This is a genomic window from Methylobacterium sp. Leaf100, from assembly GCF_001422845.1.
GTDB lineage: Bacteria > Pseudomonadota > Alphaproteobacteria > Rhizobiales > Beijerinckiaceae > Methylobacterium.
The window spans coordinates 388338-409854 of sequence record NZ_LMMW01000012.1 but is presented as its reverse complement, the minus strand read 5'-3'; the positions used below and the strand labels follow the sequence as shown (position 1 = coordinate 409854).

Sequence of the window (21517 nt, the reverse complement as noted above, 5' to 3'; positions counted from 1 at the left end):
CTTCCTCAGAGGGTCTGGTTGTAGGCACCGACCCCGTCGTTCTCGCGCAGCACCCCGTCCACCGCCGCGAACATGGCGTGGAGGCGGTCCTCCGAGATCGGGCTTTCGATTACCACCACGAGTTCGGGTTTGTTCGACGAGGCCCGCACCAGTCCCCAGGTGCCGTCCTCGGTCGCGACACGGACGCCGTTGACGGTGACGAGGTCCGTGATCCTGGCGCCCGCGAGGGTCTCGCCCGCGTCCAACATAGCCCGGAACCGCGCGGTCACGGCCTCGACCACCCCGTACTTCACCTCGTCGGCGCAATGGGGCGACATGGTCGGCGAGCCCCAGGTCTTCGGCAACGCCCGGTAGAGGTCGGCCATGGAACGCTCTGGATTGCGGTCGAGCATCTCGATCACCGCGATGGCGGTGAGCAGTCCGTCGTCGTAGCCGCGCCCGATCGGTTCGTTGAAAAAGAAATGCCCCGACTTCTCGAAACCGGCAAGCGCCCCGAGCTCGTTGACCCGGCGCTTGATGTAGGAATGCCCCGTCTTCCAGTAATCCGTCCGGACCGCCAGCGCCTGGAGCTCGGGGTCGGTGTGGTAGAGCCCCGTCGACTTCACGTCGACCACGAAGGTGGCGCCGGGATGCAGCTTGCCGAGGTCGCGGGCGAGCATGACGCCGATCTTGTCGGCGAAGATCTCCGCGCCCTCGTCGTCGACCACGCCGCAGCGGTCGCCGTCGCCGTCGAAGCCGAGGCCGACATCCGCCCCCGTCTCCTTCACGCGCGCCGCGATGGCGTGCAGCATCGCCATGTCCTCGGGGTTCGGGTTGTAGCGTGGGAAGGTGTAGTCCGGGTCGACATCGAGGGGGATCACCTCGACGCCCAGGGCCTCGAGAAGTTGCGGCGCGAAGGCTCCGGCCGTGCCGTTGCCGCAGGCGGCCACCACCTTGAGTTTTCGCGAGATCGGTTTCGCCCGCGCCTTCAGATCGGCGAGGTAGACCTGCGAAAACCCCTCGACGAACTCGTAGGCGCCCCCATCCCGGTAGCGGTAGGTTCCACCCAGCACGATCTCCTTCAGGCGGCCCATCTCCTCGGGGCCGAAGGTCATGGGCCGGTTGGCGCCCATCTTCACGCCGGTCCAGCCGTTGTCGTTGTGCGAGGCGGTGACCATGGCCACGCACGGGCAATCGAGGGCGAACTGCCCGAAATACGCCATGGGTGACAGGGCGAGGCCGACATCCTTCACCCGCAGGCCCGCCGCCTGCATGCCGGCGATGAGGGCGAGCTTGATGGAGGACGAGTAGGCCCGGAAATCGTGGCCCGTGACGATGTCGGGGCGCACGCCCATCTCGTGCACGAGGGTGCCGATGCCAAGGCCCAGCGCCTGCACGCCCATCAGGTTGATGTCCTGCGGGAACAGCCAGCGTGCATCGTATTCGCGAAACCCCGTCGGCTTGACCAGCGGCAGTTCCTCGAACGCGAAGGTGTTCGGCACGAGCGCGGCGTGGGGCTTGGGGAACATCGCGGGGCCTCTCCAGGATCTCGATGAGGCTTATCCGAACGGCGTCGACAGAAGAAGTCCGGGCGGCGCTGCCCCCGGCACCTTCGCCTGAAGCCGACGCGTTCGCGTCCATCCGGGGGCCACTGTCCCTCCGGCGTCGTGCGGGGCGGGTCCTTGAACCCGGGCGCCCCCCAGGCTATAGGCAACCCGCGCCCGCCAGACACCCTTGGAGGCACGGGCGCGAATCGGGGTTCGGTGTGGCCGTCCGTTTCGGGCGGCCTTTCGTTGTTCCCCGGCTTGTTTCAATCTTTGAAGGATCACGCCATGAGCGCAGTCAAGACGCTTGAGGCCGTGGCACGCGACCGGGTCGGCAAGGGGGCCGCCCGGGCCGTTCGTCGCCAGGGCCAAGTTCCCGCCGTCATCTACGGCGGTGGCCAGGCCCCGCAGGCCATCGCCATCGACCTCATCCGCACCCGCACCCTGATCTACGCCGGCGGTTTCAAGACCACGCTGTTCGAGATCAACGCTGGCGGCAAGAAGACCCGTGCGATCCCGCGCGACTTCCAGCTCGACCCGGTCAACGGCGTGCCGCTGCATGTCGACTTCCTGCGCGTCGTCGCCGGCCAGTCCATCACCGTCGAGGTGCCGGTGCACTTCATCAACGAGGACGCGGCCCCCGGCATCAAACAGCGCGGCGGCACCCTCAACATCGTGCTGCACACCCTGGCCCTCGAAGTCGCCCCCGATGCGATCCCCGAGGCCGTCGAGATCGACCTGACCGGCCGCGAGATCGGCGACGCCATCCACATCGCCGACGTCAAGCTGCCGGCTGGCGCCACCTTTACGGGTGAACCCGACGCCACCGTCGCCAACGTCGTGCCGCCGACGGTGCTCGGCGCCGAGGTGGAGGCCGAGGAGGCCGCCATCGCCGAGGCCCAGTCGGCCGAAGCCGCCGAAGAGAAGATCGAGGAGGCCGCCGAGGCCGCCGAGGACGAGAAGAAGGAGGACTGAGACTGGGGCTCCCCCCGGTTTCACGTCCCTGAGGATGCCCCGGCCGCGAGGTCGGGGCATTCCTGTTTCCAGACCCTTTTCACCTGTTCCCAGACTCCCTCGCTGGTCCGGTTCTCCCTCGTTCGGCAGGAAACGTCGCGCCATGCGCCTGATCGTCGGCCTCGGAAATCCGGGCGCCCGCTACGCCCGCAACCGCCACAACATCGGCTTCCTCGCCCTCGACGAGATCGCGCGGGTGCACCGGGCCGGTCCGTGGCGGAAGAAGTTCCAGGGTGAGATCGCAGAGGCGGTCCTGGGAACCGAGCGCGCGGTCCTGCTCAAGCCGCAGACCTTCATGAACGACTCGGGCCGGTCCGTCGCCGAGGTGCAGCGCTTCTTCAAGATCCCCCTCGGCAGCGTGATCGTGCTGCACGACGAACTCGACCTCGCCCCGGCCAAGGTCCGGGTGAAGCTCGGCGGCGGCAATGCCGGGCATAACGGCCTGCGCTCGATCACGGCCCAATGCGGCAACGACTATCACCGGGTCCGCCTCGGAATCGGGCATCCGGGCGACAAGGCCCTGGTCCACGCCTACGTGCTCAACGATTTCGCCAAGGACGAGGGGCCCTGGCTCGACGATCTCAACCGGGCCATCGCCGACCACATCGCCCTGCTGGCGGCGGGCGAGGATGCGAGCTTCCAGAACAAGGTTCACCTCGCCATGGCGGGGCGCGGCTGGGACGACGTCAAGGGCGTCGGCGAACGGGCGAGTTCGGGCAAGCCCGCTTGAGGCTGCGAATTGACACGAAAACACGGGGACACGATATCGGGTGCGGAACTGGGGAGCGGGCGATGAAGAATGTCACGGTGACAATGGACGACGCGGTTCTGCAACGCGCTCGTGTGGCGGCGGCGCGGGACGGTAAGAGCTTGTCGAAATTCATCGCCGAGACGGTCGAAGTCCGAGTTGGACGTCCGCTCAATCAGCTCGAAGCGCTCGAGCAATTCCTGGCCGGGCCCCTTCTCCTTCTCACCGATGAGAACGGGAAGGCTCCTTCACGCGATGATCTCTACGACTGATCTCGTTTTCATCGATACGAACGTTCTCATCTACGCACGAGACGACCGCAATGCGACGAAGCGCGAGCGGGCTCGCTCCTGGCTTGGAACGGTCGGAGCGAGCGGGCGGGCGCGCACCAATCTTCAGGTTCTCAACGAACTGACTCGGTGGCTCCTGAAGAAGGAGAGCCATCGCTCAGCGGACGACATTCGCTCGGACATCGCGGCCCTGCGAAGCTGGGGCGATCGTCCGATCTCGGAGGAGGACGTGGAATTGGCATGGTCCGTCCGAAACCGGCTTGGATATCAATGGTTCGACTGCCTGCTCGTGGCAGGTGCTTCGCTGGCCGGCTGCCGGTTCTTCCTCACCGAGGATATGGGACACGGCACGGTTTTCGAGGGGCTGACCCTCATCGATCCCTTTCAAGCGTCGCCAAACGACGTGTTTCAACGGAACTGACACCATGGGCTTCAAATGCGGTATCGTCGGCCTGCCGAACGTCGGCAAGTCGACCCTGTTCAACGCGCTGACGCAGACGGCGGCGGCGCAGGCGGCGAACTATCCGTTCTGCACCATCGAGCCGAATGTCGGCGAGGTGGCGGTGCCGGATCCGCGCCTCGACGATCTGGCGAAGATCGCCGCCTCGAAGGAGATCATCCCGACGCGGCTCACCTTCGTGGACATCGCCGGCCTCGTGCGCGGCGCCTCGAAGGGCGAGGGCCTCGGCAACCAGTTCCTCGCCAACATTCGCGAAGTCGATGCCATCGCCCACGTGGTGCGGTGCTTCACCGACGGCGACGTGACCCATGTGGAGGGCAAGGTCGATCCGAAGGCCGACATCGAGACCATCGAGACCGAACTGATGCTCGCCGACCTCGACAGCCTGGAGAAGCGCCTGTTCGCCCTGGAGAAGAAGGCCAAGGGCGCCGACAAGGAGGCCAAGGAGGCCCTCGACCTCGTGAACCGCGCCCTGCCGCTCCTGCGCGAGGGCAAGCCGGCCCGCCTCGTTCCCCGCAAGCCCGAGGAGGAGGCCCTGTTCCAGACCCTCGGTCTGATGACGGCGAAGCCCGTCCTCTATGTCTGCAACGTCGACGAGGGCGACGCCGACAAGGGCAACGCCTATTCCGACGCGGTGCTGGCGCAGGCCAAGGCCGAGGGCGCCAAGGCGGTCGTGGTCTCGGCCAAGATCGAGAGCGAGATCGCGGTGATGCCGGTCGCCGATCAGGGCGACTTTCTCGAGGCGGTGGGTCTGGCCGAGCCCGGCCTCAACCGCGTCATCCGCGCCGGCTACGAGCTTCTCGGCCTCATCACCTACTTCACGGTCGGCCCGAAGGAGGCCCGCGCCTGGACCATCGAGAAGGGCACGCGGGCGCCGGCGGCGGCGGGCGTGATTCACACGGACTTCGAGAAGGGCTTCATCCGTTCCGAGACCATCGCGTTCGCCGACTACGTCGCCCTCAAGGGCGAGAGCGGCGCCAAGGAGGCCGGCAAGTTTCGTCTCGAGGGCAAGGAGTACGTGGTTCAGGACGGCGACGTGCTGCACTTCCGCTTCGCCAACTGAGCGGGCGCATGACCGGTATCGCTTTCGAGGATTTCACCACCGGCGCCGTCATCGAGGGCGGGCCGATCACCGTGACCCGCGAGGAGCTCGTCGCCTTCGCGCGGGAGTTCGATCCGCAGCCGTTCCACCTCGACGAGACGGCGGCCGAGGCGACTTTCGTCGGGCAGCTCATCGGCTCGGGCTGGCAGAGCGCCGGCTTCGGCATGCGGCTCCTGCAGAAGCACGTCTTCCGGGGCGCGACCTCCATGGGCTCGCCCGGTGTCCTGCAGCTGCGCTGGCTGCGGCCGGTGCTGCCAGGGGATACCCTCGGCATCTCCGTGAAGGTCGACAGTTGCCGGGCCTCGAACACCAAGCCCGACCGCGGCTTCGTGCGGTTCGACCTGACCCTGCGCAACGGCCGCGACGAGGCGGTGATGACCCAGGCCTTCACGGTGATGTTCGCCCGCCGGGGGGGCACGCCGCTGCCGCCGCGTGTGGTCAATCCCATCGAGCCGAGCGCACCCGCGGAGGGGACCGACGCGGTGCAGCTCGATTTCCTCGCGGATGCCCCCATCGGGGTCGCCCGCGACCTCGGGCATCACCTCTTCACGCCCGAAGCAATTGTGGCCTATGCGAAGGCCTACGATCCGCAGGCCTTCCACCTCGATCCGGCCGCGGCTCGGGAGACCCATTTCGGCGCGCTCTGCGCATCCGGCTGGCACACGGCCGCCGTCTGGATGAAGCGCCTCCACATCACCCGCGCCCGCGACATGGCGCTCACCGCCCGGTCGGGCCCGGTGCCGCAGCTCGGACCCTCGCCGGGATTCCGCGACATGCGCTGGCTCGCCCCGGTCTATGCCGGCGACACCCTGCGCTATGCCTGCGCCCTCACGGCCAAGCGCCGATCGGCCTCCCGCCCCGGCTGGGGCCTCGCGACCCACCACAACACGGCGGTGAACCAGCACGGCACCAAGGTGTTCGAGTTCACCGGGTCGGTGTTCTGGCAGTGGGCGCCCGTTCAATGAGCGCGGAGGCGGCCTGTTGCGTCGTGTGTCTCTCCGACCAATCGTGTGCCTTGGCATTCACGTCGAGGCGGCGCACACTCGATGTCTTCTGGGGAGATGGAACGTGAGTGTTGCTTCGAAGACCGAACGCACCACGGAGACGATCCGGGAGCGTCACGATCGGCTCCGCCGTCAGGGGTTGCGGCCGGTGCGGATCTGGGTACCCGATCCGCGTGCGGCCGCCTTCGAAGCGGAAGCCCATCGGCAGGCCGCGGCCGTTGCATCGCGTGCGGAGGCCGCCGACGACCAGGATTTCATCGATTCGGTCTCGCGCTGGGACGATGCGTGAAACGCGGCGAGATCTGGACCGTCTCGGGCGGAAAGGACTGTGCTGGAAAACCCCGACCCGTCGTCATCCTTCAAGAGGATCGGTTCGACGCGACCGACTCCATCACGATCTGTGCGTTCACGACCGACCCGACAGATGCGCCCCTGATCCGTCTCGCTGTGATGCCGAATCCCAGCAACGGCCTGCGCGCTGTATCCCGTCTGATGGTCGACAAAATCACGACCGTTCCGAAATCGAAGCTTGGACGGCGTCGCGGGACGCTCGACGCCGTGGACAGCGTTCGGCTCGATCGTGCCCTCGTCGTTTTTCTTGGTCTGACGCCCAGAAATCAGGCCGAAGACGAGAGTTGAGGGCGTCTACGCCGCCGCCCGCCGCTCCGGATACAGGGACAGCAACCCGTCCGCGCTCGCGCGCGCCACGCCGCGCTCGGTGATGATGCCCGTCACCAGGCGGGCCGGGGTGACGTCGAAAGCGGGGTTGGCCACGGGGCTGCCGGGCGACACCACCTCGATGGTCGCGAAGGCGCCGTCGGGGAGGCGGCCGGTGAGGTGCGAGACCTCGCGGCCGTCGCGCTCCTCGATGGGGATCTGGGCCACGCCGTCGTCGAGGGTCCAGTCGATGGTCGAGAACGGCAGGGCGGCGTAGAACGGGATCCCGTTGTCGGAGGCCGCCAGGGCCTTCAGGTAGGTGCCGATCTTGTTGCAGACGTCCCCCGAGGCCGTGGTGCGGTCGGAGCCGACGATGCAGAGGTCGATGCGGCCGTGCTGCATGAGATGGCCGCCGGCATTGTCGGCGATGACCGTGTGGGGCACGCCGTGGGCGTTGAGCTCGAAGGCCGTGAGCGCCGCGCCCTGGTTGCGCGGCCGGGTCTCGTCCACGAACACGTGGACCGGCACGCCGGCATCGTGCGCGACGTAGATGGGGGCGAGCGCCGTGCCCCAATCGACGGTGGCGAGCCAGCCGGCGTTGCAATGGGTCAGGACGTTGACGGTGCGGCCGGTCTTCGCGTGGATCTCGGCCAGGATCTCGGCGCCGTGCACCCCGATGGCGTGGCAGCTCTCCACATCCTCCTCGGCGATGCGCCCGGCCTCGGCGTATGCGAAGGCGGCGCGCTCGGTCTCAGGCACCGTGCGCAGCTTGGCCGCGACCCGGTCGAGCGCCCAGCGCAGGTTGATGGCCGTCGGGCGCGTGTCGGCGAGGAACTCCACCGCCCGCTCGATGCCGGCATCGGACGAATCCTCGGCGAGGCCGAGCGCCAGGCCGTAGGCCGCCGCCACGCCGATGAGGGGCGCGCCGCGCACCACCATGGTGCGGATGGCGGTGCCGGCCTCGTGCATGGAGGCGAGACGCTTCAGTTCGAACGCGAAGGGCAGTCGGGTCTGGTCGATCACCTGCACGGAGGCGCCGTCGGCATCGGGGAAGATGGTGCGGTAGGGCTGGCCGTCGATCTTCATGGCGCGCGTCCGAGAGGTGAGGGGCCGGGCGGGAGGCCGAGCCTTTACGTCAGAACGCCTCGGCGAGGCCAGCCTGTGCGAGAGCGATGCCGGCGCGCGCCGATGTTCGCCCGGTCTTTGGGGGAGGGGGCATGCATTCTGCGGACCGTAGGAAGCCGATCTGTTCACGGTCGGAACCCGCTCCACCGTTTGAGAAACTTGACTCGCGGGTGTCGGCGTCCTAACCGAACCCAATCGATTCCGACGATCCGATCGTCAGCACGAACGCCGACCGGCCCCATGAGGCCGGAGGTCAACGCCCGACAGCGCGATGCGCCCTCGGGCGAGCTTCGCGTTGGGGTAGAGGGCGTCGATCCCCCGTTCGTTCGAAAGCCGCATGCCCAACGCCACGCCCGACACGTCGAACACACCGCTGCGCCTCGCGGACGCGGTCAACGACGTCTGCCCCTGGTCGGGCAAGCCGATTTCGGCCGATGCATTGACCCTCTACAACGGCGCCGTCGTGGGCTTCTGCAATCCCGAATGCCGGGACAAGTTCGCCCGTGCGGTGCGCAGCTTCGAGAACGCCCTCCAGGCGCGCCGGGCGGCGAGCGCAGGCGTCAACCAGTGATGCGCGACGGCGTGACGAGACGTGACGGAACGGGATTCGCCGTGACGATCCTGGTCCAGGGAGCCTGACGCATGTTCGAAGGCCTGTCCGATCGCCTGTCCGGCATTCTCTCGGGGCTGACGCGCCGCGGCGCTCTCACGGAGGCCGACGTCACGGCCGCCCTGCGGGAGGTCCGGCGCGCCCTGCTCGAGGCCGACGTCGCCCTCGAAGTGGTGCGCGACTTCACCGAGAAGGTGCGCGAGAAGGCCGTCGGTGCCATCGTCGTCAAGTCGGTCACCCCCGGCCAGATGGTCGTCAAGATCGTCAACGACGAGCTGACCGCGATGCTGGGCTCGGATGTCGGGCTCATCGACCTCAACGCGCCCGCCCCCGTCGCCATCCTGATGGTCGGCCTCCAGGGCTCGGGCAAGACCACCACGACGGCCAAGATCGCCCGCCGGCTGGCCTCGCGCGACAAGCGCAAGGTGCTGCTCGCCTCCCTCGACACCCGCCGCCCGGCCGCCATGGAGCAGCTGGCGATCCTGGCGCGTCAGGTCGAGGTCGAGAGCCTGCCCATCGTCGCCGGCCAGTCGGCCGTGCAGATCGCCCGGCGCGCCATGGACGCGGCCCGCCTCGGCGGCTTCGACGTGGTGATGCTCGACACCGCCGGCCGCACCACCCTCGACGAGGCGCTGATGCAGGAGGCGGCCGAGGTCAAGGCCGCCACCAACCCGCACGAAGTTCTGCTGGTGGCCGACGCCCTGACCGGCCAGGACGCGGTCGTCACCGCCCGGGCCTTCGACCAGCGCCTCGGCGTCACCGGCATCGTGCTCACCCGCATGGACGGCGATTCGCGCGGCGGCGCGGCGCTGTCCATGCGCGCCGTCACCGGCAAGCCGATCAAGCTCGTGGGCACCGGCGAGAAGGTCGATGCGCTCGAGGAGTTCCACCCCTCCCGCGTCGCCAACCGCATCCTTGGCATGGGCGACATCGTCTCCCTCGTGGAGAAGGCGGCCGAGACCATCGACCACGAGCAGGCGCTCCGCACCGCGGAGAAGATGCGCAAGGGCAAGTTCGACCTCGACGACCTGTCGATGCAGCTCGCCCAGATGGAGAAGATGGGCGGCATCGGCGGCCTGATGGGCATGCTTCCGGGCATGGGCCAGATCAAGAAGCAGGTCGAGAACGCCAACCTCGACGAGAAGATGTTCGCCCGCCAGCGCGCCATCATCTCGTCGATGACCGCACAGGAGCGCAAGAATCCCGACATCCTCAAGAACTCCCGCAAGAAGCGCATCGCGGCGGGTTCGGGGACGAAGGTCGAGGAGCTGAACAAGCTCCTCAAGATGCACCGGACCATGGCCGACATGATGAAGGCCATGGGTTCGGGCAAGCGCGGCATCGGCCAGGCCCTCGGCTCCATGTTCGGCATGGGTGGCGGAATGGGCGGCGGCGGGATGCCGGGCCTGCCTCCGGGCATGCCGGAGCCGACGCCCGAGATGATCGCCGACATGCAGAAGCAGTTCGGCGGCAAGCTGCCTCCGATGCCCCCGGGCCTCGGCGGTGGGGGCAAGATGCCGGGCCTTCCGGGGCTCGGCGGCAAGGGCCTGCCCGGCCTCGGCGGCTTTCTGCCGGGGAAAAAGAAATGAGCGGCCCCGAGACCATGGCGGCGCAGGGGATCGACCCCGAACTCGTGCGCCTGCGCGAGAGCATCGACAATTTCGATGCCGCCCTGATCTACCTGCTCGCCGAGCGGTTCCGCTGCACCCAGCGGGTCGGCGAGCTGAAGGCCCGCAAGGGCCTGCCCGCCTCCGATCCCGGGCGGGAGTCGATGCAGATCGCCCGCCTGCGCAAACTCGCGATCGACGCCAAGCTCGATCCCGATTTCGCCGAGACCTTCCTGACCTTCGTGGTCAAGGAAGTCATCCGGCACCACCAGACGATTGCGGCCAATCACAACGCAATCGAAGAGAGAAAGTAGACATCATGTCCCTCAAGATCCGTCTCACCCGTGGCGGCGCCAAGAAGCGCCCGTACTACCGCATCGTCGTCGCCGACGCCCGCGCGCCCCGCGACGGCCGCTTCATCGAGAAGGTCGGCGTGTACGATCCCATGAAGGCCAAGGACGATCCGGCCCGCATCGTGCTGGAGTCCGACAAGATCCAGGCCTGGCTCGCCAAGGGCGCCCAGCCCACCGACCGCGTCCTGCGCTTCCTCGACGCCGCCGGCCTCGCCAAGCGCCCCGTGCGCAACAACCCGCAGAAGGCCGAGCCGGGCGAGAAGGCCAAGGAGCGCGCCGCCAAGCGCGCCGAGAAGGCCGCTGCCCCGGCCGAAGACGCCGCGGCCTGAGGCGCCAGCGATGGCCCGCCGTCCCCCCGGTCACACGCCCCACGGGGACGGCGGACGCCGCGCGCGTCCCGGACGCATCGGCGAGAGCGTACCGACTTCGGCCCACCGACTGAGGCCCGATGCCGATGCGCCCCTGCCCGCCACCGATCCGAGCCTCGTCCAGATGGGCGAGTTCGGCCGGGCGCATGGGCTCAACGGCGAGATCCGCCTGAAATCCTACACCGGCGACCCGCAGGCCATCGCGTCCTACGGCCCGCTCCTCGGCGCCGACGGCCGCCGCATCGAACTCACCGACCTGCGCCAGGCCGGCGGTGCCGCGCCCGACCTCCTCGTGGTGCGGGTCAAGGGCGTGACCGACCGCACGGGGGCGGAAAGCCTCAACCGCCTCGCCCTTTACCTGCCCCGCGAGCGTCTCGGCACCGTGGCGGACGCGGACGAGTTCTTCACCGCCGATCTCGTGGGTCTCGACGTGGTCGACACCGCGGGCACCCGCCTCGGCACCGTCGCGGACGTGCCGAATTACGGCGGCGGCGATCTCCTGGAGATCAAGCCGGCGCTCGGCGGCGCCACGGCGCTGCTGCCCTTCACCAAGGCCTTCGTGCCGGAACTCGACATCGCCGGCGGCCGGGTCGTGATCGATCCCCCCGACGACCTGTTCGCTCCGGCCGGGCCGCGCCCGCCGGAGGAGCCCGTCTAGGGCCGGAACGGCGCTCCCGCACAGCGGCGATCCTCGATCGCATGAATCCGGGCGATCTCGCTTCCTGTCATGCCAATCTGTTCCTGGTCCTTCGATGAAGGGCAGGACAGCGCGAACAACATCGCGACGGGCACACCAGCCCTGAGGCGCCCGCCCTAACCCCGCCCCTCCACCATCACCGCCTTCGCCCGTTCGATGGGCGCCGGGCTTCGCGCCATGGGGCCGTCGAACGGGCGCTCGTGCAGGGCGACGACCCCCAAAGTCGTCACCATGGCGATGGAGAACATGACGAGCGTCGTCGCCTGCGCCACGGGGCGTTCGAGGTGGACGAGGCCGATGGCGACGAGGGTCAGCCCGGCCAGAACCATCAGGGTCAGCCATTTCGATTGATCCCCCTGCGCGTCGCTGAGCGCGAGGCGTTCACCCCGGGCCGTACGCAGGTTCATCACGGCGTCGAGCAGGAGGGCATGGGCGGCCCGGCCCGCCGCCTCGTGCTTGGGGTCGGCCGACACCGCCATCAGGCGACCCAGGGCGGCCCCCGCCACGGGCGACGACAGCCCGTCCGTCATCTTCGGCCATTCGTCCAGGATCAGGGCGTTGGCGTAGGTCACGAGGGCGGCGCGGATCTCGCTCATGTCCGACACCGTGGCGAGGCTGAGATCGTGGGCCGCCAGGAGGTTCGAGCGCTCGTTCTGCACCACCCGCCCCGCCTGACGCTGGCGCTCCCACGCATCGTTGGCGACGGTACCCGTGAGCAGGGCGAGCAGCACCGAGATCGCGGTGAAATAGGCCGGTACCATGCCGGTGCCGAGGCGCAACAGGATTGGCCGGGTCCGGCGCGAGTTGGTCAGGAGCACGAGGAGCCCGGTGGCTCCCGCGAAGACACCGCCCAGGCTGGTGAAGATCAGCCAGACCGGAAAGTCGAGCCACAGGCCGAGGATCACGCCGCGCCTCCCGTCGAAAAGTTCGTCGGGACCGTAGCGCCAAGCCCGCTACCGAAGGGTGAACCACCCTCAGCGCGGCGTCGGGGCGGTGCGGGTCGCCGTGTCCCGGCAGGGCCGGATCGCGGCGGGCTCCGGCCGGGCCGCGACGGCGGGGGCTTCGAAGATCGCCAGGTAGCCGACGCCACCGTCGAGGACCTGAAACCCAGTCTCCCGGTAACCGATGGCGGCGAGTTCGCAGCGCAGCAGGGCCGGCGGCGTGCCGTGGCGGGAGGGAATCGCGTCGGCGTCGACGATGCCGACCCGGCCGCCGGGCTTCATCGCCGTCGCCAGATTGTACAGCAGGCCGAAGGGCTGGGTGATCTCGTGGTACATGTGAACGAGAACCGCGGCATCGACGGAGACCGGGGGCAGACGGGGGTCGTGCGCCTCGCCCCGCACCACCGTGACGTTGGGGAGCGTCGCCACGCGGCGTTCGAGGCCCGCGAGGTAATCCGGGGTCACGTCCTCGGCGAGCACGCGGCCCTGCGGGCCGACCCACGTCGCAAGCCGCACGGTATAGTAGCCGCTGCCCGCACCGATATCGGCCACGGTCTGGCCCGGCCCGATCCCCATGAGGCGCGCGACCTGCCCGACCTCGTCGACCCAGTCGCGCTGCCCTTCCTGGGCCCAGAGCGGCGCGATGATCTCCGCCACCGGCCGGTCGGGTTTCGGGAAGGCGGCGGCCGGGAGACCCGGCGGCCCGAGGGGCTCGGCGGCGTGCGCCGGCACGGGAAGGAGGCCGAGGAGAGCGGCGGCAAGCGGAGCGAAGCGCATCATGGCGGGACAACCGGCCCCGGCCGGCAAAGGTGCCCGCCCGTCGTGCGTTGACCCGCCGCCCCAGCCCGCGTCATGGAGCATCATGACTCAAGACCGCACTGCTCAAGACAGCACGACTCAGGACCCCGCAGACCAAGACAGCACGGCTCAAGACCGCACGGCCTGGCGCGCCACCCTCCTCACCCTCTACCCCGAGATGTTTCCCGGGCCGCTTGGTCACTCCCTCTCGGGCGAAGCCCTGGCGCGGGGCACCTGGACCCTGGAGGCTCGCCAGATTCGCGAGCACGGCCTCGGCCGCCACCGCGCCGTGGACGACACCCCCGCCGGGGGCGGGGCCGGCATGGTGCTACGCTGCGACGTGCTGGCGGCGGCCCTCGACGCGGCGGCCCCGGGGGACGATCCGCGCCCGCGCCTGCTCATGAGCCCGCGCGGAAAACCCCTGACCCAAGCCCGCGTGCGCGCTCTGAGCGCGGGGCCGGGCGTCGTCGTCGTCTGCGGCCGGTTCGAGGGCGTCGACGAGCGGGTCATCGCCGGACGCGGCCTGGAGGAGGTCTCCATCGGCGACTACATCCTGTCCGGCGGCGAAATCGCAGCCCTGACCCTGCTCGATGCCTGCGTGCGCCTGCTCCCCGGCGTCATGGGCAAGCTAGCCTCGGGCGTCGAGGAGAGCTTCGAGGGCGGGCGCCTCGAATACCCGCACTACACCCGGCCCCGGGACTGGGAGGGGCGAACCATCCCGGACGTGCTCACCGGCGGCAATCACGGTGCCATCGCGCGCTGGCGCGGCGAGGAGGCCCTCCGCCTCACCCGCGAACGCCGGCCGGACCTGCTCGACCCGTCCGAGCGGTGAGACACAAGTCATGGTGGGGCGAATAAGCCGTCTGTAGGCTGCCTCAAACGGCTTTTATCGAAAGCCAACTGAGTTTCATAAAAAGAAACTTGCCCCGACGCCGCGCGCGGTTCACTGCTCCGGGCGGGCCACTCCTCCCCAACGAGGAGCTTTCATCTGTAAGGATGACCACCATGAGCCGACCCACCACGCGCCCCCGCGTGCCGAATTTCTCGTCCGGTCCCTGCACCAAGCGCCCCGGCTGGAGCCTCCAGGCCCTCGAAGGCGCCGCCCTCGGGCGCTCCCACCGCTCGGTGATCGGCAAGGCCAAGCTCAAGGAAGCCATCGACCTCACCCGCACCGTGCTGCAGGTGCCGGCCGATTACCGCATCGGCATCGTTCCGGCTTCCGACACCGGTGCCGTCGAGATGGCCATGTGGTCGATGCTGGGGACGCGCACCGTCGAGGTCGTGGCCTGGGAGGCGTTCGGCCTCGAATGGGTCACGGACGCCCTCAAGGAACTCAAGATTTCCCCGAAGGTCCATGTGGGGGATTACGGCATCCTGCCGGATCTGTCCGCCGTCGATACCCGGCACAACGACGTGATCTTCACCTGGAACGGCACCGCCGCCGGCGTCCGCGTGCCCGACGGCGACTGGATCGCGGCCGACCGCGAGGGCGTCACCATCTGCGACGCCACCTCGGCCGCCTTCGCCATGCCGCTCGCCTGGGACAAGCTCGATGTCGTAACCTTCTCCTGGCAGAAGGTCATGGGCGGCGAGGCCGCGCACGGCATGATCGTGCTCTCGCCCCGTGCCGTCGCGCGCATCGAGGGCAATACGCCGGCTTGGCCCGTGCCGAAGGTCTTCCGCATGGCCAAGGACGGCAAGCTCATCGAGGGCATCTTCAAGGGCGACACCATCAACACGCCCTCGATGCTGGCAGTGGAGGATTACCTCGACACGCTGAACTGGGCCAAGAGCATCGGCGGCCTCGAGGCGCTCTTCGCCCGTGCCGACGCCAACGCGAAGGTGGTCCACGACTGGGTCGCCCGCACCCCATGGATCGGCCATCTCGCCGCCGATGCCGCCACCTACACCAACACCGGCGTGTGCCTCGTGATCACCGATCCGGACGTTCTGGCGAAGGGTGAAAAGGCCGTCGAGGCCGTGGCCAAGGGGATCGCCGACACCCTCGACCGCGAGGGCATCGCCTACGACATCGGCGCCTATCGCGATGCCCCGGCGGGCCTGCGCATCTGGTGCGGTGGCACGGTGGAGGCCTCGGACCTCGAAGCGCTGATGCCGTGGCTCGACTGGGCGTTCGCCGCCGAGAAGGCGAAGCTCGCGCAGGCCGCGTAGGGCCGCCCCCCCTCTGCGGGGGAGGATGCCGGATTCGTACACCCGCACCGTCGCCGTTCTGAAGGCCCGAAGGGGTTCATGAAAGGCGCGACCGGCCCCCTCTCCTGGAAGGAGAGGGTTGGGGTGAGGTGTGCGAACCATCCGAAAAGGTCACACACCTCACCCTGTCCCTCTCCTGGAATGTGTGGGGGCCCGCGCTGCCCGCGATCCGTGTGAAAACGGTCATCCGCAGGAAAGGGGCGAGGTGCCCTGCGCCAAACCCCAAAATCCCTTTTCCTAGAACCCGGAGGCCATCATGGCTGCTCCCAAGGTGCTCATTTCCGACGCTCTCTCCGATGCGGCCGTGCAGATCTTTCGCGACCGCGGCATCGACGTCGACTTCATTCCCGACCTCGGCAAGGACAAGGACGCCTTCACGGCGATCATCGGCCATTACGACGGGCTCGCCATCCGCTCGGCCTCCAAGGTCACCAGCAAGGTCATCGCCGAGGCGGGTCGCCTCAAGGTGATCGGCCGGGCCGGCATCGGCGTCGACAACGTCGACGTGGCGGCGGCGACCGCCCGCGGCATCATCGTGATGAACACGCCCTTCGGCAATTCCATCACGACGGCCGAGCACGCCATCGCGCTGATGTTCGCCCTGGCCCGCCAGCTGCCCCAGGCCGACGCCTCGACCCAGGCCGGCAAGTGGGAGAAGAACCGCTTCATGGGCGTGGAGCTGACGGCCAAGACCCTGGGCATCATCGGCTGCGGCAACATCGGGGCCATCGTGGCCGACCGGGCCATCGGCCTCAAGCTCAAGGTGGTGGCGTACGATCCCTACCTGTCGCCGGAGCGTGCCGTGGAGCTCGGCGTCGAGAAAGTCGAGCTCGACGCCCTGCTGGCCCGGGCCGACATCATCACCCTGCACGTGCCGATGACGGACAAGACCCGCAACATCCTCTCGGCCGAGGCCATCGCCAAGACCAAGCGCGGCGTGCGGATCGTCAACTGCGCACGCGGCGGCCTCGTCGACGAGGTCGCCCTGCGGGCCGCCCTCGATTCCGGTCATGTCGCCGGCGCGGCCCTCGACGTGTTCGTCACCGAACCCGCCAAGCAGAACCCGCTGTTCGGGCATCCGAACGTCATCTGCACGCCGCATCTCGGCGCCTCCACCAACGAGGCCCAGGAGAACGTCGCCCTGCAGGTGGCCGAGCAGATGTCCGACTACCTGCTCCAGGGCGCCATCACCAACGCCATCAACTTCCCCTCCATCTCCGCCGACGAGGCGCCGCGCCTGAAGCCGTTCGTGGCCCTCGCCGAAAAGCTCGGCTCGTTCCTCGGGCAGCTCACGGAGGCGCCGATCAAGGGCATCCGCATCATCTACGAGGGGGCGGTGGCCTCCATGAACACCCGTGCGCTGACCTCCGCCGCCATCACGGGTGTGCTGCGGCCGTTCCTGCAGGACATCAACATGGTGTCGGCCCCGGCGCTCGCCCGGGAGCGGGGGATCGTCGTCGACGAGATCAAGCGTGAGGGTGCGGTCACGGATTTCGAATCGGTGATCCGCATCACTGTCGACGCCGAGGACATGCCGCGCGACGCGGCCGGGACCGTGTTCCACGACGGCAAGCCCCGGGTGATCGAGATCCGCTCCATCGCCATCGACGCGGCCTTCGCGCGCCACATGCTCTACGTGCGCAATCACGACAAGCCGGGCTTCATCGGGCGGCTGGGCAGCATCCTGGGCGAAGCGAACGTCAACGTGGCGACGTTCAACCTTGGCCGCGAGGAGGAAGGTGGCAGCGCCATCTGCTTGTGCGCCGTCGATGCGCCGGTGTCGGATGCGGTGCTGAAGCAGATCGACGCGATCCCGCAGGTGCGCCGGGTTCGGGCCGTGAGTTTCTGAAACGGGCTCGGTGGACGCGCGGCGCCCGGGGCCACCCGGGCGTCGTGCGATCCCCCTCCCAGCCCGGCCGTACGGATCGGTGAAGCGCGGGTTACCGTCCCTGCAAGGCGGGGCTTGATCACATCCGACGGTGGCGGGCCGCTGCCGGAAACGCAGGGTTCGCGAAGCCGCGGCCTCGGACGGGCGTCAACGGTCGGGCGTCGGAAGTCCGGGCAGGGCGGCCAAGGCGGGATCGGAGATCGCCATCACTTTGAACAGGCTGCCCATGCCGCGCCGGGTCGGATCTGTGAGACGCGAGACGGCTGCGGCGATCCGAACCGCCTGCTGCGGCGTTGCGCCGGCTCCCAGGCGCTCGGCACGCGCGCCGAGGCCAAGGGCCTGAAGGAAATCACGCTGGTCGACCGGTCCGTGCACCCGGGCGCCTTCGGCCGAGGCGGCCCGAGCCAGGGCGGAGAAATCCACGTGGGTGGTGAGGTCGGCTTCCCCCGGTGCCGCCAGGGGATCGACGAAGCGGTGCTGCGCCACCGCCTGGAGCGAATCGCCGAAGCCCGGCTGCGTATGACCGTAATCAATGGACAGCAGGGCGCCCCGGTCGCGCACGAGGCGCCGGGCGAGGATGCGGACTGTGTCGAGGGCGGCGCCCGGCAGGGTGAGGATCACGCCGACAGGGGCTTGATGCACGATGCGCGGATCGGGCTCAGCGCCGAGCCCGAAGGCGAGGCGCTCCCCCTCGGGTGTCAGGCCGATGCAGCGCTCGAACCAGCCACGCTCCGTACGCTGGAACTGGCGCACCGGCAGGGCGTCGAAGAATTCGTTGGCCACCACCAGGGCGGGCCCCGGCGGCACGGTCTCCACCGTCTCGTGCCAGGTCGGCCGGACGGCGGCGAGACGTTCGGCCTGCGCAGCCCGCAACACCGGACTCGTCTCGACGAGGTGGAGGTGGGGGCGAAGATCCGGGGCGGCGCGGGCGAGGGCCCGGAGCGCGTCCTGCATCAGGGTGCCGCGCCCGGGGCCGAGTTCCACCAGTGCGAGGTCGCCGGGCGCGCCGAGGGCACCCCAGGTGGCGGCGATCCAGATGCCGACGAGTTCGCCGAACATCTGCGAGATTTCCGGCGCGGTGGTGAAATCCCCGGCCGCGCCGAGGGGATCGCGCGTGCGATAATAGCCATGGACCGGATGGCCGAGGCAGACGTCCATGTAGCGCGCCAGCGGCATCGGCCCCGTGGCGAGGATCTCGTCGCGCAGAATTGCGAAGAGCGGCGTCGTCACGTCGGATCGGTCCGGGCGGGATCGGGTCGCTTGGAAACGGATTCCCGCGGTGCGGTCACGCCACGGGCGGCGAGCAGAATGGTGGCGATGCCGACCAGCGCCATGGGCACGCAGAGCAGCATCCCCATGGTGATTCCGCCGGTGCGCCAGTCCTCGGTGCCGAAGAGGTAGCCGAGCTGCCGGTCGGGCTCGCGGAAGAACTCGCAGAACGTCCGGGCGAGGGCGTAGCCGAGGACGAAGATCCCACTGAGAAGTCCCGGCCTACGGAAGCCGAACACCCGTACCGCCACAGCCATCACCCCGAACAGCAGGGCGCCTTCCGTGGCCGCCTCGTAGAGCTGACTCGGGTGGCGGGGCAGGGGGCCGCCGGAGGGAAACACCACGGCATAATCGAAGTCCGGGGCGATACGGCCCCACAGCTCGCCGTTCACGAAATTCGCGATGCGGCCGAAGAACAACCCGATGGGGACGGTGACGGCGGCGAGATCGAACAGGCTGAAGGGCGCGAGATTCCGCGAGCGCGCGAACAGACCCATGGCCAGCACCGCCCCGAGGAACCCGCCATGGAACGACATGCCGCCGTTGCGGATGGCGAGGATCTCCAGGGGGTCGTTCAGGTAGAGGGGCAGGTTGTAGAACAGCACGTAGCCGATGCGCCCGCCGAGTACGACGCCGAGCGCCACCCAGACGATGAGATCGTCGATGTCGTCGAGGCTCGGCCGCTTGCCGGCCCCCCAGAGCCGGTCGATGGCCACGAGCCGGCGGGCGTAGAACCAGCCGCCGAGCAGGCCCGCGATGTAGGATAGCGCGTACCACTTGATGGTGAGCGGCCCGATGGCCACCGCCACCGGATCGATGGCGGGAAACGGCAGGGCGAGGAGCGGTGGCATCGGCGGGCGTCCCGATCTGAGCGGCTCTCGCGGACCTCCCGCGGCCCCTCACGGGCCCGGATTGGGGCGGGTAGCCCCGAGGAGTTCCGCGAGGGACTCCGAAGCCGGGCATTGGACGCGTGGGGCCGGGCGCGTCAAGGCCGAGCCCTGCACGGGGCTCATGTGAGGTGGGGCAGCCTCAGCCCTCCGCGATGAGCAGGATTCCGTGGGCGTCGGGCCCCGCGAGACCGATCACGCTGCCGTCGCGTGCGGCGTGAAGCGGAACGTGCGGCCAGTCGCGCGCGAGCCGGTCGCGAAGGGCCGGCAGGTCGCGGAGGCCGAAGCGGAGCCGGGAGGTGAACCGGTCGCGGGCCGTGAAGGGCCGGCGGGCGGCGGTGGGAACGGGCGCGCGGTAATGCAGGAGTTCGACGTGCGGCACCGCCTCCGCGTCGGGCCGGAGCGCGATCACGTCGACCACGGGCTCGTCCAAGCCGTCGAGGGCGGCCTGCTCGTGCCCGCTGTTGCGGCTCCGTCCGTCGAGGTGCAGCCCGAGGGCGTCGCGGAAGAATGCGATGGCGGATTCCGCGTCCGCGACCGTGATGGCGGAATGATCGATGCCGCGAAACAGGCCGGGGGCTTCGGCCCAACGCCGGGCGCCCGCGCCCTCCGGAAAGGCCAGGAGTTCCAGGGGATGTCCGTCGGGATCGCGGAACTTCCAGGCTGTGACGCCTCCGGAGGTGGGCGGCAGGCGCTGCGGACCGCCGCGCGAGATCGGCACGGGTGCGAAGGCGTCGAGGCGCGCGACGGCGCGGTTCATGTCCGCGACCACGATGGCGGCGTGCTGGAACCACGGATCGTTGGCCAGGGCACCGATGGGGTAGCGCTGACCGGGCGTATCGAAGGCCAGGAACTCGATGCTCTGGTCCCCAAGCCCCATACGCAACCGCCCCCCGCTGGCCTCGGGAAGGCCGAGCGCATCCAGTACGGCGCTCGGGATACGTTCGACCGGGCCGAGGCGGCGGAAATCGAGCCCGTCGCGGTAGAACGCCTCCGTTCGGGCGAGATCCGCCACCGTGCGACTGAGCCCGAGGAGACGGGTGACGCGGGGCCTCACAGCAGGCGCGCTCCGCGCTGGTTGAGGTAGATCGCTTGGAGGCGCTGGCCGGCGCAGAGGAACAGGCGCGACCGTTCACGACCGCCGAAGGCGAGGTTGGCGACGGGGCCGGGCGTCAGGATCTTGCCGAGCAGGGCGCCGGATGGGTCGATGCAGTGGACGCCGTCGCCGGCGCTCGACCACAGGTTCCCGTCCGTATCGCAACGGAACCCATCGGCGAAGCCGGGCTCGACCGTATGGAACACCCGCCCGCCCGACAGGCTGCCGCCTGCGCCGACCACGAACACCCGCAGGTGCCGCGTCGGCGCATCGGCGAATTGCAGGCCGCTCTCGGCGATGTAGAGCCGGGTCTCGTCGGGCGAGAAGCACAGGCCGTTCGGCCCTTCGAAATCGTCGGCCACGATGGTGAGGTCGCCGGTGCCCGGATCGAGGCGGTAGACCCGTGCCGGCAGTTCGGAGACCTGCTTGCCGCCCTCGTAATCCGTCTGGATGCCGTAGGGCGGATCGGTGAACCAGATCGTCCCGTCGGACCGGCAGACGATGTCGTTGGGCGAATTCAGGCGCCGTCCCTCGTACCGGTCGGCCAGCATCGTGACGGTGCCGTCGAGTTCGGTCCGGGTGATGCAGCGCCCGCGGTGCGAGCACGACAGCAGCCGCCCCTCGCGGTCGCGGGCGTGCCCGTTCTCGAAGCCGCTCGGCATGCGGTAGACGCTGAGGCCGCCGTGCTCGCTCCAGCGCATCACCCGGTCGTTGGGCAGGTCGCTGAACAGGAGTTCGTTCCGGTCGCCGAACCAGACCGGGCCCTCGCACCAGCGAAACCCTTCCGCGAGGGTCTCCAACGGAGCGTTCGGCAGCACGAAGGCGCGAAAGCGCGGGTCGTGGATCTCGAAGCCGTCCATGGCGACCCC

Annotated in this window: 24 protein-coding genes; 16 read left to right on the top strand and 8 right to left on the bottom strand. The window is 69.2% G+C overall.

The window, feature by feature from the left end; genetic code table 11:
* Positions 1–5 precede the first annotated feature (5 nt).
* Positions 6–1508, bottom strand: a complete 1503-nt coding sequence (locus ASF25_RS09920) for a phosphomannomutase/phosphoglucomutase (RefSeq protein WP_056304486.1) — start codon at positions 1506–1508, stop codon at positions 6–8.
* 303 nt (positions 1509–1811) lie between these two features.
* On the opposite strand from ASF25_RS09920, the gene ASF25_RS09915 reads away from it, so the two are divergent.
* The 8 genes from ASF25_RS09915 to ASF25_RS09880 all read left to right on the top strand — a co-directional run bounded on the left by ASF25_RS09915 (position 1812) and on the right by ASF25_RS09880 (position 6780).
* Positions 1812–2498, top strand: a complete 687-nt coding sequence (locus tag ASF25_RS09915) for a 50S ribosomal protein L25/general stress protein Ctc (protein ID WP_056170127.1) — start codon at positions 1812–1814, stop codon at positions 2496–2498.
* A gap of 142 nt (positions 2499–2640) precedes the next feature.
* On the top strand, positions 2641–3267 hold the full coding sequence (gene pth, locus ASF25_RS09910) for an aminoacyl-tRNA hydrolase (RefSeq protein WP_056170124.1): 627 nt from the start codon (positions 2641–2643) through the stop codon (positions 3265–3267).
* 62 nt (positions 3268–3329) lie between these two features.
* A complete protein-coding gene (locus ASF25_RS09905; protein WP_056304485.1) occupies positions 3330–3557 on the top strand; it encodes a hypothetical protein in 228 nt (75 codons plus the stop codon).
* Positions 3541–3996 carry a PIN domain-containing protein gene (locus ASF25_RS09900; RefSeq protein ID WP_056170117.1) on the top strand — a complete coding sequence of 152 codons (456 nt, stop codon included), beginning with the start codon at positions 3541–3543 and terminating at the stop codon, positions 3994–3996. The genes ASF25_RS09905 and ASF25_RS09900 overlap by 17 nt, the downstream gene beginning before the upstream one ends.
* A gap of 4 nt (positions 3997–4000) precedes the next feature.
* The gene (gene ychF, locus ASF25_RS09895) at positions 4001–5098 is read left to right on the top strand and encodes a redox-regulated ATPase YchF (protein WP_056170114.1); all 1098 of its coding nucleotides are present in this window, start codon (positions 4001–4003) and stop codon (positions 5096–5098) included.
* A gap of 8 nt (positions 5099–5106) precedes the next feature.
* The gene (locus tag ASF25_RS09890) at positions 5107–6102 is read left to right on the top strand and encodes a MaoC family dehydratase (protein WP_056304484.1); all 996 of its coding nucleotides are present in this window, start codon (positions 5107–5109) and stop codon (positions 6100–6102) included.
* A gap of 103 nt (positions 6103–6205) precedes the next feature.
* Positions 6206–6430, top strand: coding sequence for an antitoxin MazE family protein (locus ASF25_RS09885; protein WP_056304483.1), 225 nt, complete (start codon positions 6206–6208; stop codon positions 6428–6430).
* Complete coding sequence (locus ASF25_RS09880) at positions 6427–6780, top strand: type II toxin-antitoxin system PemK/MazF family toxin (RefSeq protein ID WP_056304482.1); 354 nt, start codon at positions 6427–6429, stop codon at positions 6778–6780. Before ASF25_RS09885 ends, ASF25_RS09880 begins: the two co-directional genes overlap by 4 nt.
* A gap of 6 nt (positions 6781–6786) precedes the next feature.
* Here ASF25_RS09880 and mtnA read toward each other — a convergent pair whose 3' ends face one another.
* Positions 6787–7884 (bottom strand): S-methyl-5-thioribose-1-phosphate isomerase, encoded by a 1098-nt coding sequence (gene mtnA, locus ASF25_RS09875; protein ID WP_056304481.1) that lies wholly within the window; start codon positions 7882–7884, stop codon positions 6787–6789.
* 376 nt (positions 7885–8260) lie between these two features.
* Here mtnA and ASF25_RS09870 point away from each other — a divergent pair, with 376 nt between their 5' ends.
* From ASF25_RS09870 to rimM, 5 genes are all read left to right on the top strand, one after another.
* Positions 8261–8494, top strand: coding sequence for a hypothetical protein (locus tag ASF25_RS09870; RefSeq protein ID WP_056170100.1), 234 nt, complete (start codon positions 8261–8263; stop codon positions 8492–8494).
* A 71-nt stretch (positions 8495–8565) separates the two neighbouring features.
* A complete protein-coding gene (gene ffh, locus ASF25_RS09865) occupies positions 8566–10122 on the top strand; it encodes a signal recognition particle protein (RefSeq protein WP_056304480.1) in 1557 nt (518 codons plus the stop codon).
* Positions 10123–10136: 14 nt separating this feature from the next.
* Positions 10137–10454, top strand: a complete 318-nt coding sequence (locus tag ASF25_RS09860) for a chorismate mutase (RefSeq protein ID WP_056170686.1) — start codon at positions 10137–10139, stop codon at positions 10452–10454.
* Between the two features lie 5 nt (positions 10455–10459).
* Complete coding sequence (rpsP, locus tag ASF25_RS09855) at positions 10460–10822, top strand: 30S ribosomal protein S16 (RefSeq protein ID WP_056170094.1); 363 nt, start codon at positions 10460–10462, stop codon at positions 10820–10822.
* A gap of 10 nt (positions 10823–10832) precedes the next feature.
* A complete protein-coding gene (gene rimM, locus ASF25_RS09850; protein ID WP_056304479.1) occupies positions 10833–11519 on the top strand; it encodes a ribosome maturation factor RimM in 687 nt (228 codons plus the stop codon).
* Positions 11520–11674: 155 nt separating this feature from the next.
* Here the strand turns inward: rimM and ASF25_RS09845 are convergent, their stop codons facing one another.
* Together ASF25_RS09845 and ASF25_RS09840 are read right to left on the bottom strand one after the other, a co-directional pair.
* Positions 11675–12463, bottom strand: a complete 789-nt coding sequence (locus ASF25_RS09845) for a DUF4239 domain-containing protein (RefSeq protein WP_056304478.1) — start codon at positions 12461–12463, stop codon at positions 11675–11677.
* Positions 12464–12532: 69 nt separating this feature from the next.
* Complete coding sequence (locus ASF25_RS09840) at positions 12533–13279, bottom strand: methyltransferase domain-containing protein (protein WP_056304592.1); 747 nt, start codon at positions 13277–13279, stop codon at positions 12533–12535.
* Between the two features lie 82 nt (positions 13280–13361).
* Between ASF25_RS09840 and trmD the strand changes: the two genes are divergently transcribed.
* From trmD to serA, 3 genes are all read left to right on the top strand, one after another.
* On the top strand, positions 13362–14129 hold the full coding sequence (trmD, locus tag ASF25_RS09835; RefSeq protein ID WP_082502556.1) for a tRNA (guanosine(37)-N1)-methyltransferase TrmD: 768 nt from the start codon (positions 13362–13364) through the stop codon (positions 14127–14129).
* A gap of 173 nt (positions 14130–14302) precedes the next feature.
* Positions 14303–15469 (top strand): phosphoserine transaminase, encoded by a 1167-nt coding sequence (locus ASF25_RS09830; protein ID WP_082483454.1) that lies wholly within the window; start codon positions 14303–14305, stop codon positions 15467–15469.
* 295 nt (positions 15470–15764) lie between these two features.
* The gene (gene serA, locus ASF25_RS09825) at positions 15765–17357 is read left to right on the top strand and encodes a phosphoglycerate dehydrogenase (protein ID WP_056170081.1); all 1593 of its coding nucleotides are present in this window, start codon (positions 15765–15767) and stop codon (positions 17355–17357) included.
* Positions 17358–17543: 186 nt separating this feature from the next.
* Here the strand turns inward: serA and ASF25_RS09820 are convergent, their stop codons facing one another.
* The 4 genes from ASF25_RS09820 to ASF25_RS09805 all read right to left on the bottom strand — a co-directional run bounded on the left by ASF25_RS09820 (position 17544) and on the right by ASF25_RS09805 (position 21508).
* Positions 17544–18572 carry an SAM-dependent methyltransferase gene (locus tag ASF25_RS09820; RefSeq protein WP_082502601.1) on the bottom strand — a complete coding sequence of 343 codons (1029 nt, stop codon included), beginning with the start codon at positions 18570–18572 and terminating at the stop codon, positions 17544–17546.
* 50 nt (positions 18573–18622) lie between these two features.
* The gene (lgt, locus tag ASF25_RS09815) at positions 18623–19516 is read right to left on the bottom strand and encodes a prolipoprotein diacylglyceryl transferase (protein WP_056304476.1); all 894 of its coding nucleotides are present in this window, start codon (positions 19514–19516) and stop codon (positions 18623–18625) included.
* Between the two features lie 178 nt (positions 19517–19694).
* Positions 19695–20609, bottom strand: coding sequence for a VOC family protein (locus tag ASF25_RS09810; protein WP_056304475.1), 915 nt, complete (start codon positions 20607–20609; stop codon positions 19695–19697).
* On the bottom strand, positions 20606–21508 hold the full coding sequence (locus ASF25_RS09805; RefSeq protein WP_056304474.1) for an SMP-30/gluconolactonase/LRE family protein: 903 nt from the start codon (positions 21506–21508) through the stop codon (positions 20606–20608). The genes ASF25_RS09810 and ASF25_RS09805 overlap by 4 nt, the downstream gene beginning before the upstream one ends.
* Between the last annotated feature and the right edge of the window lie 9 nt (positions 21509–21517).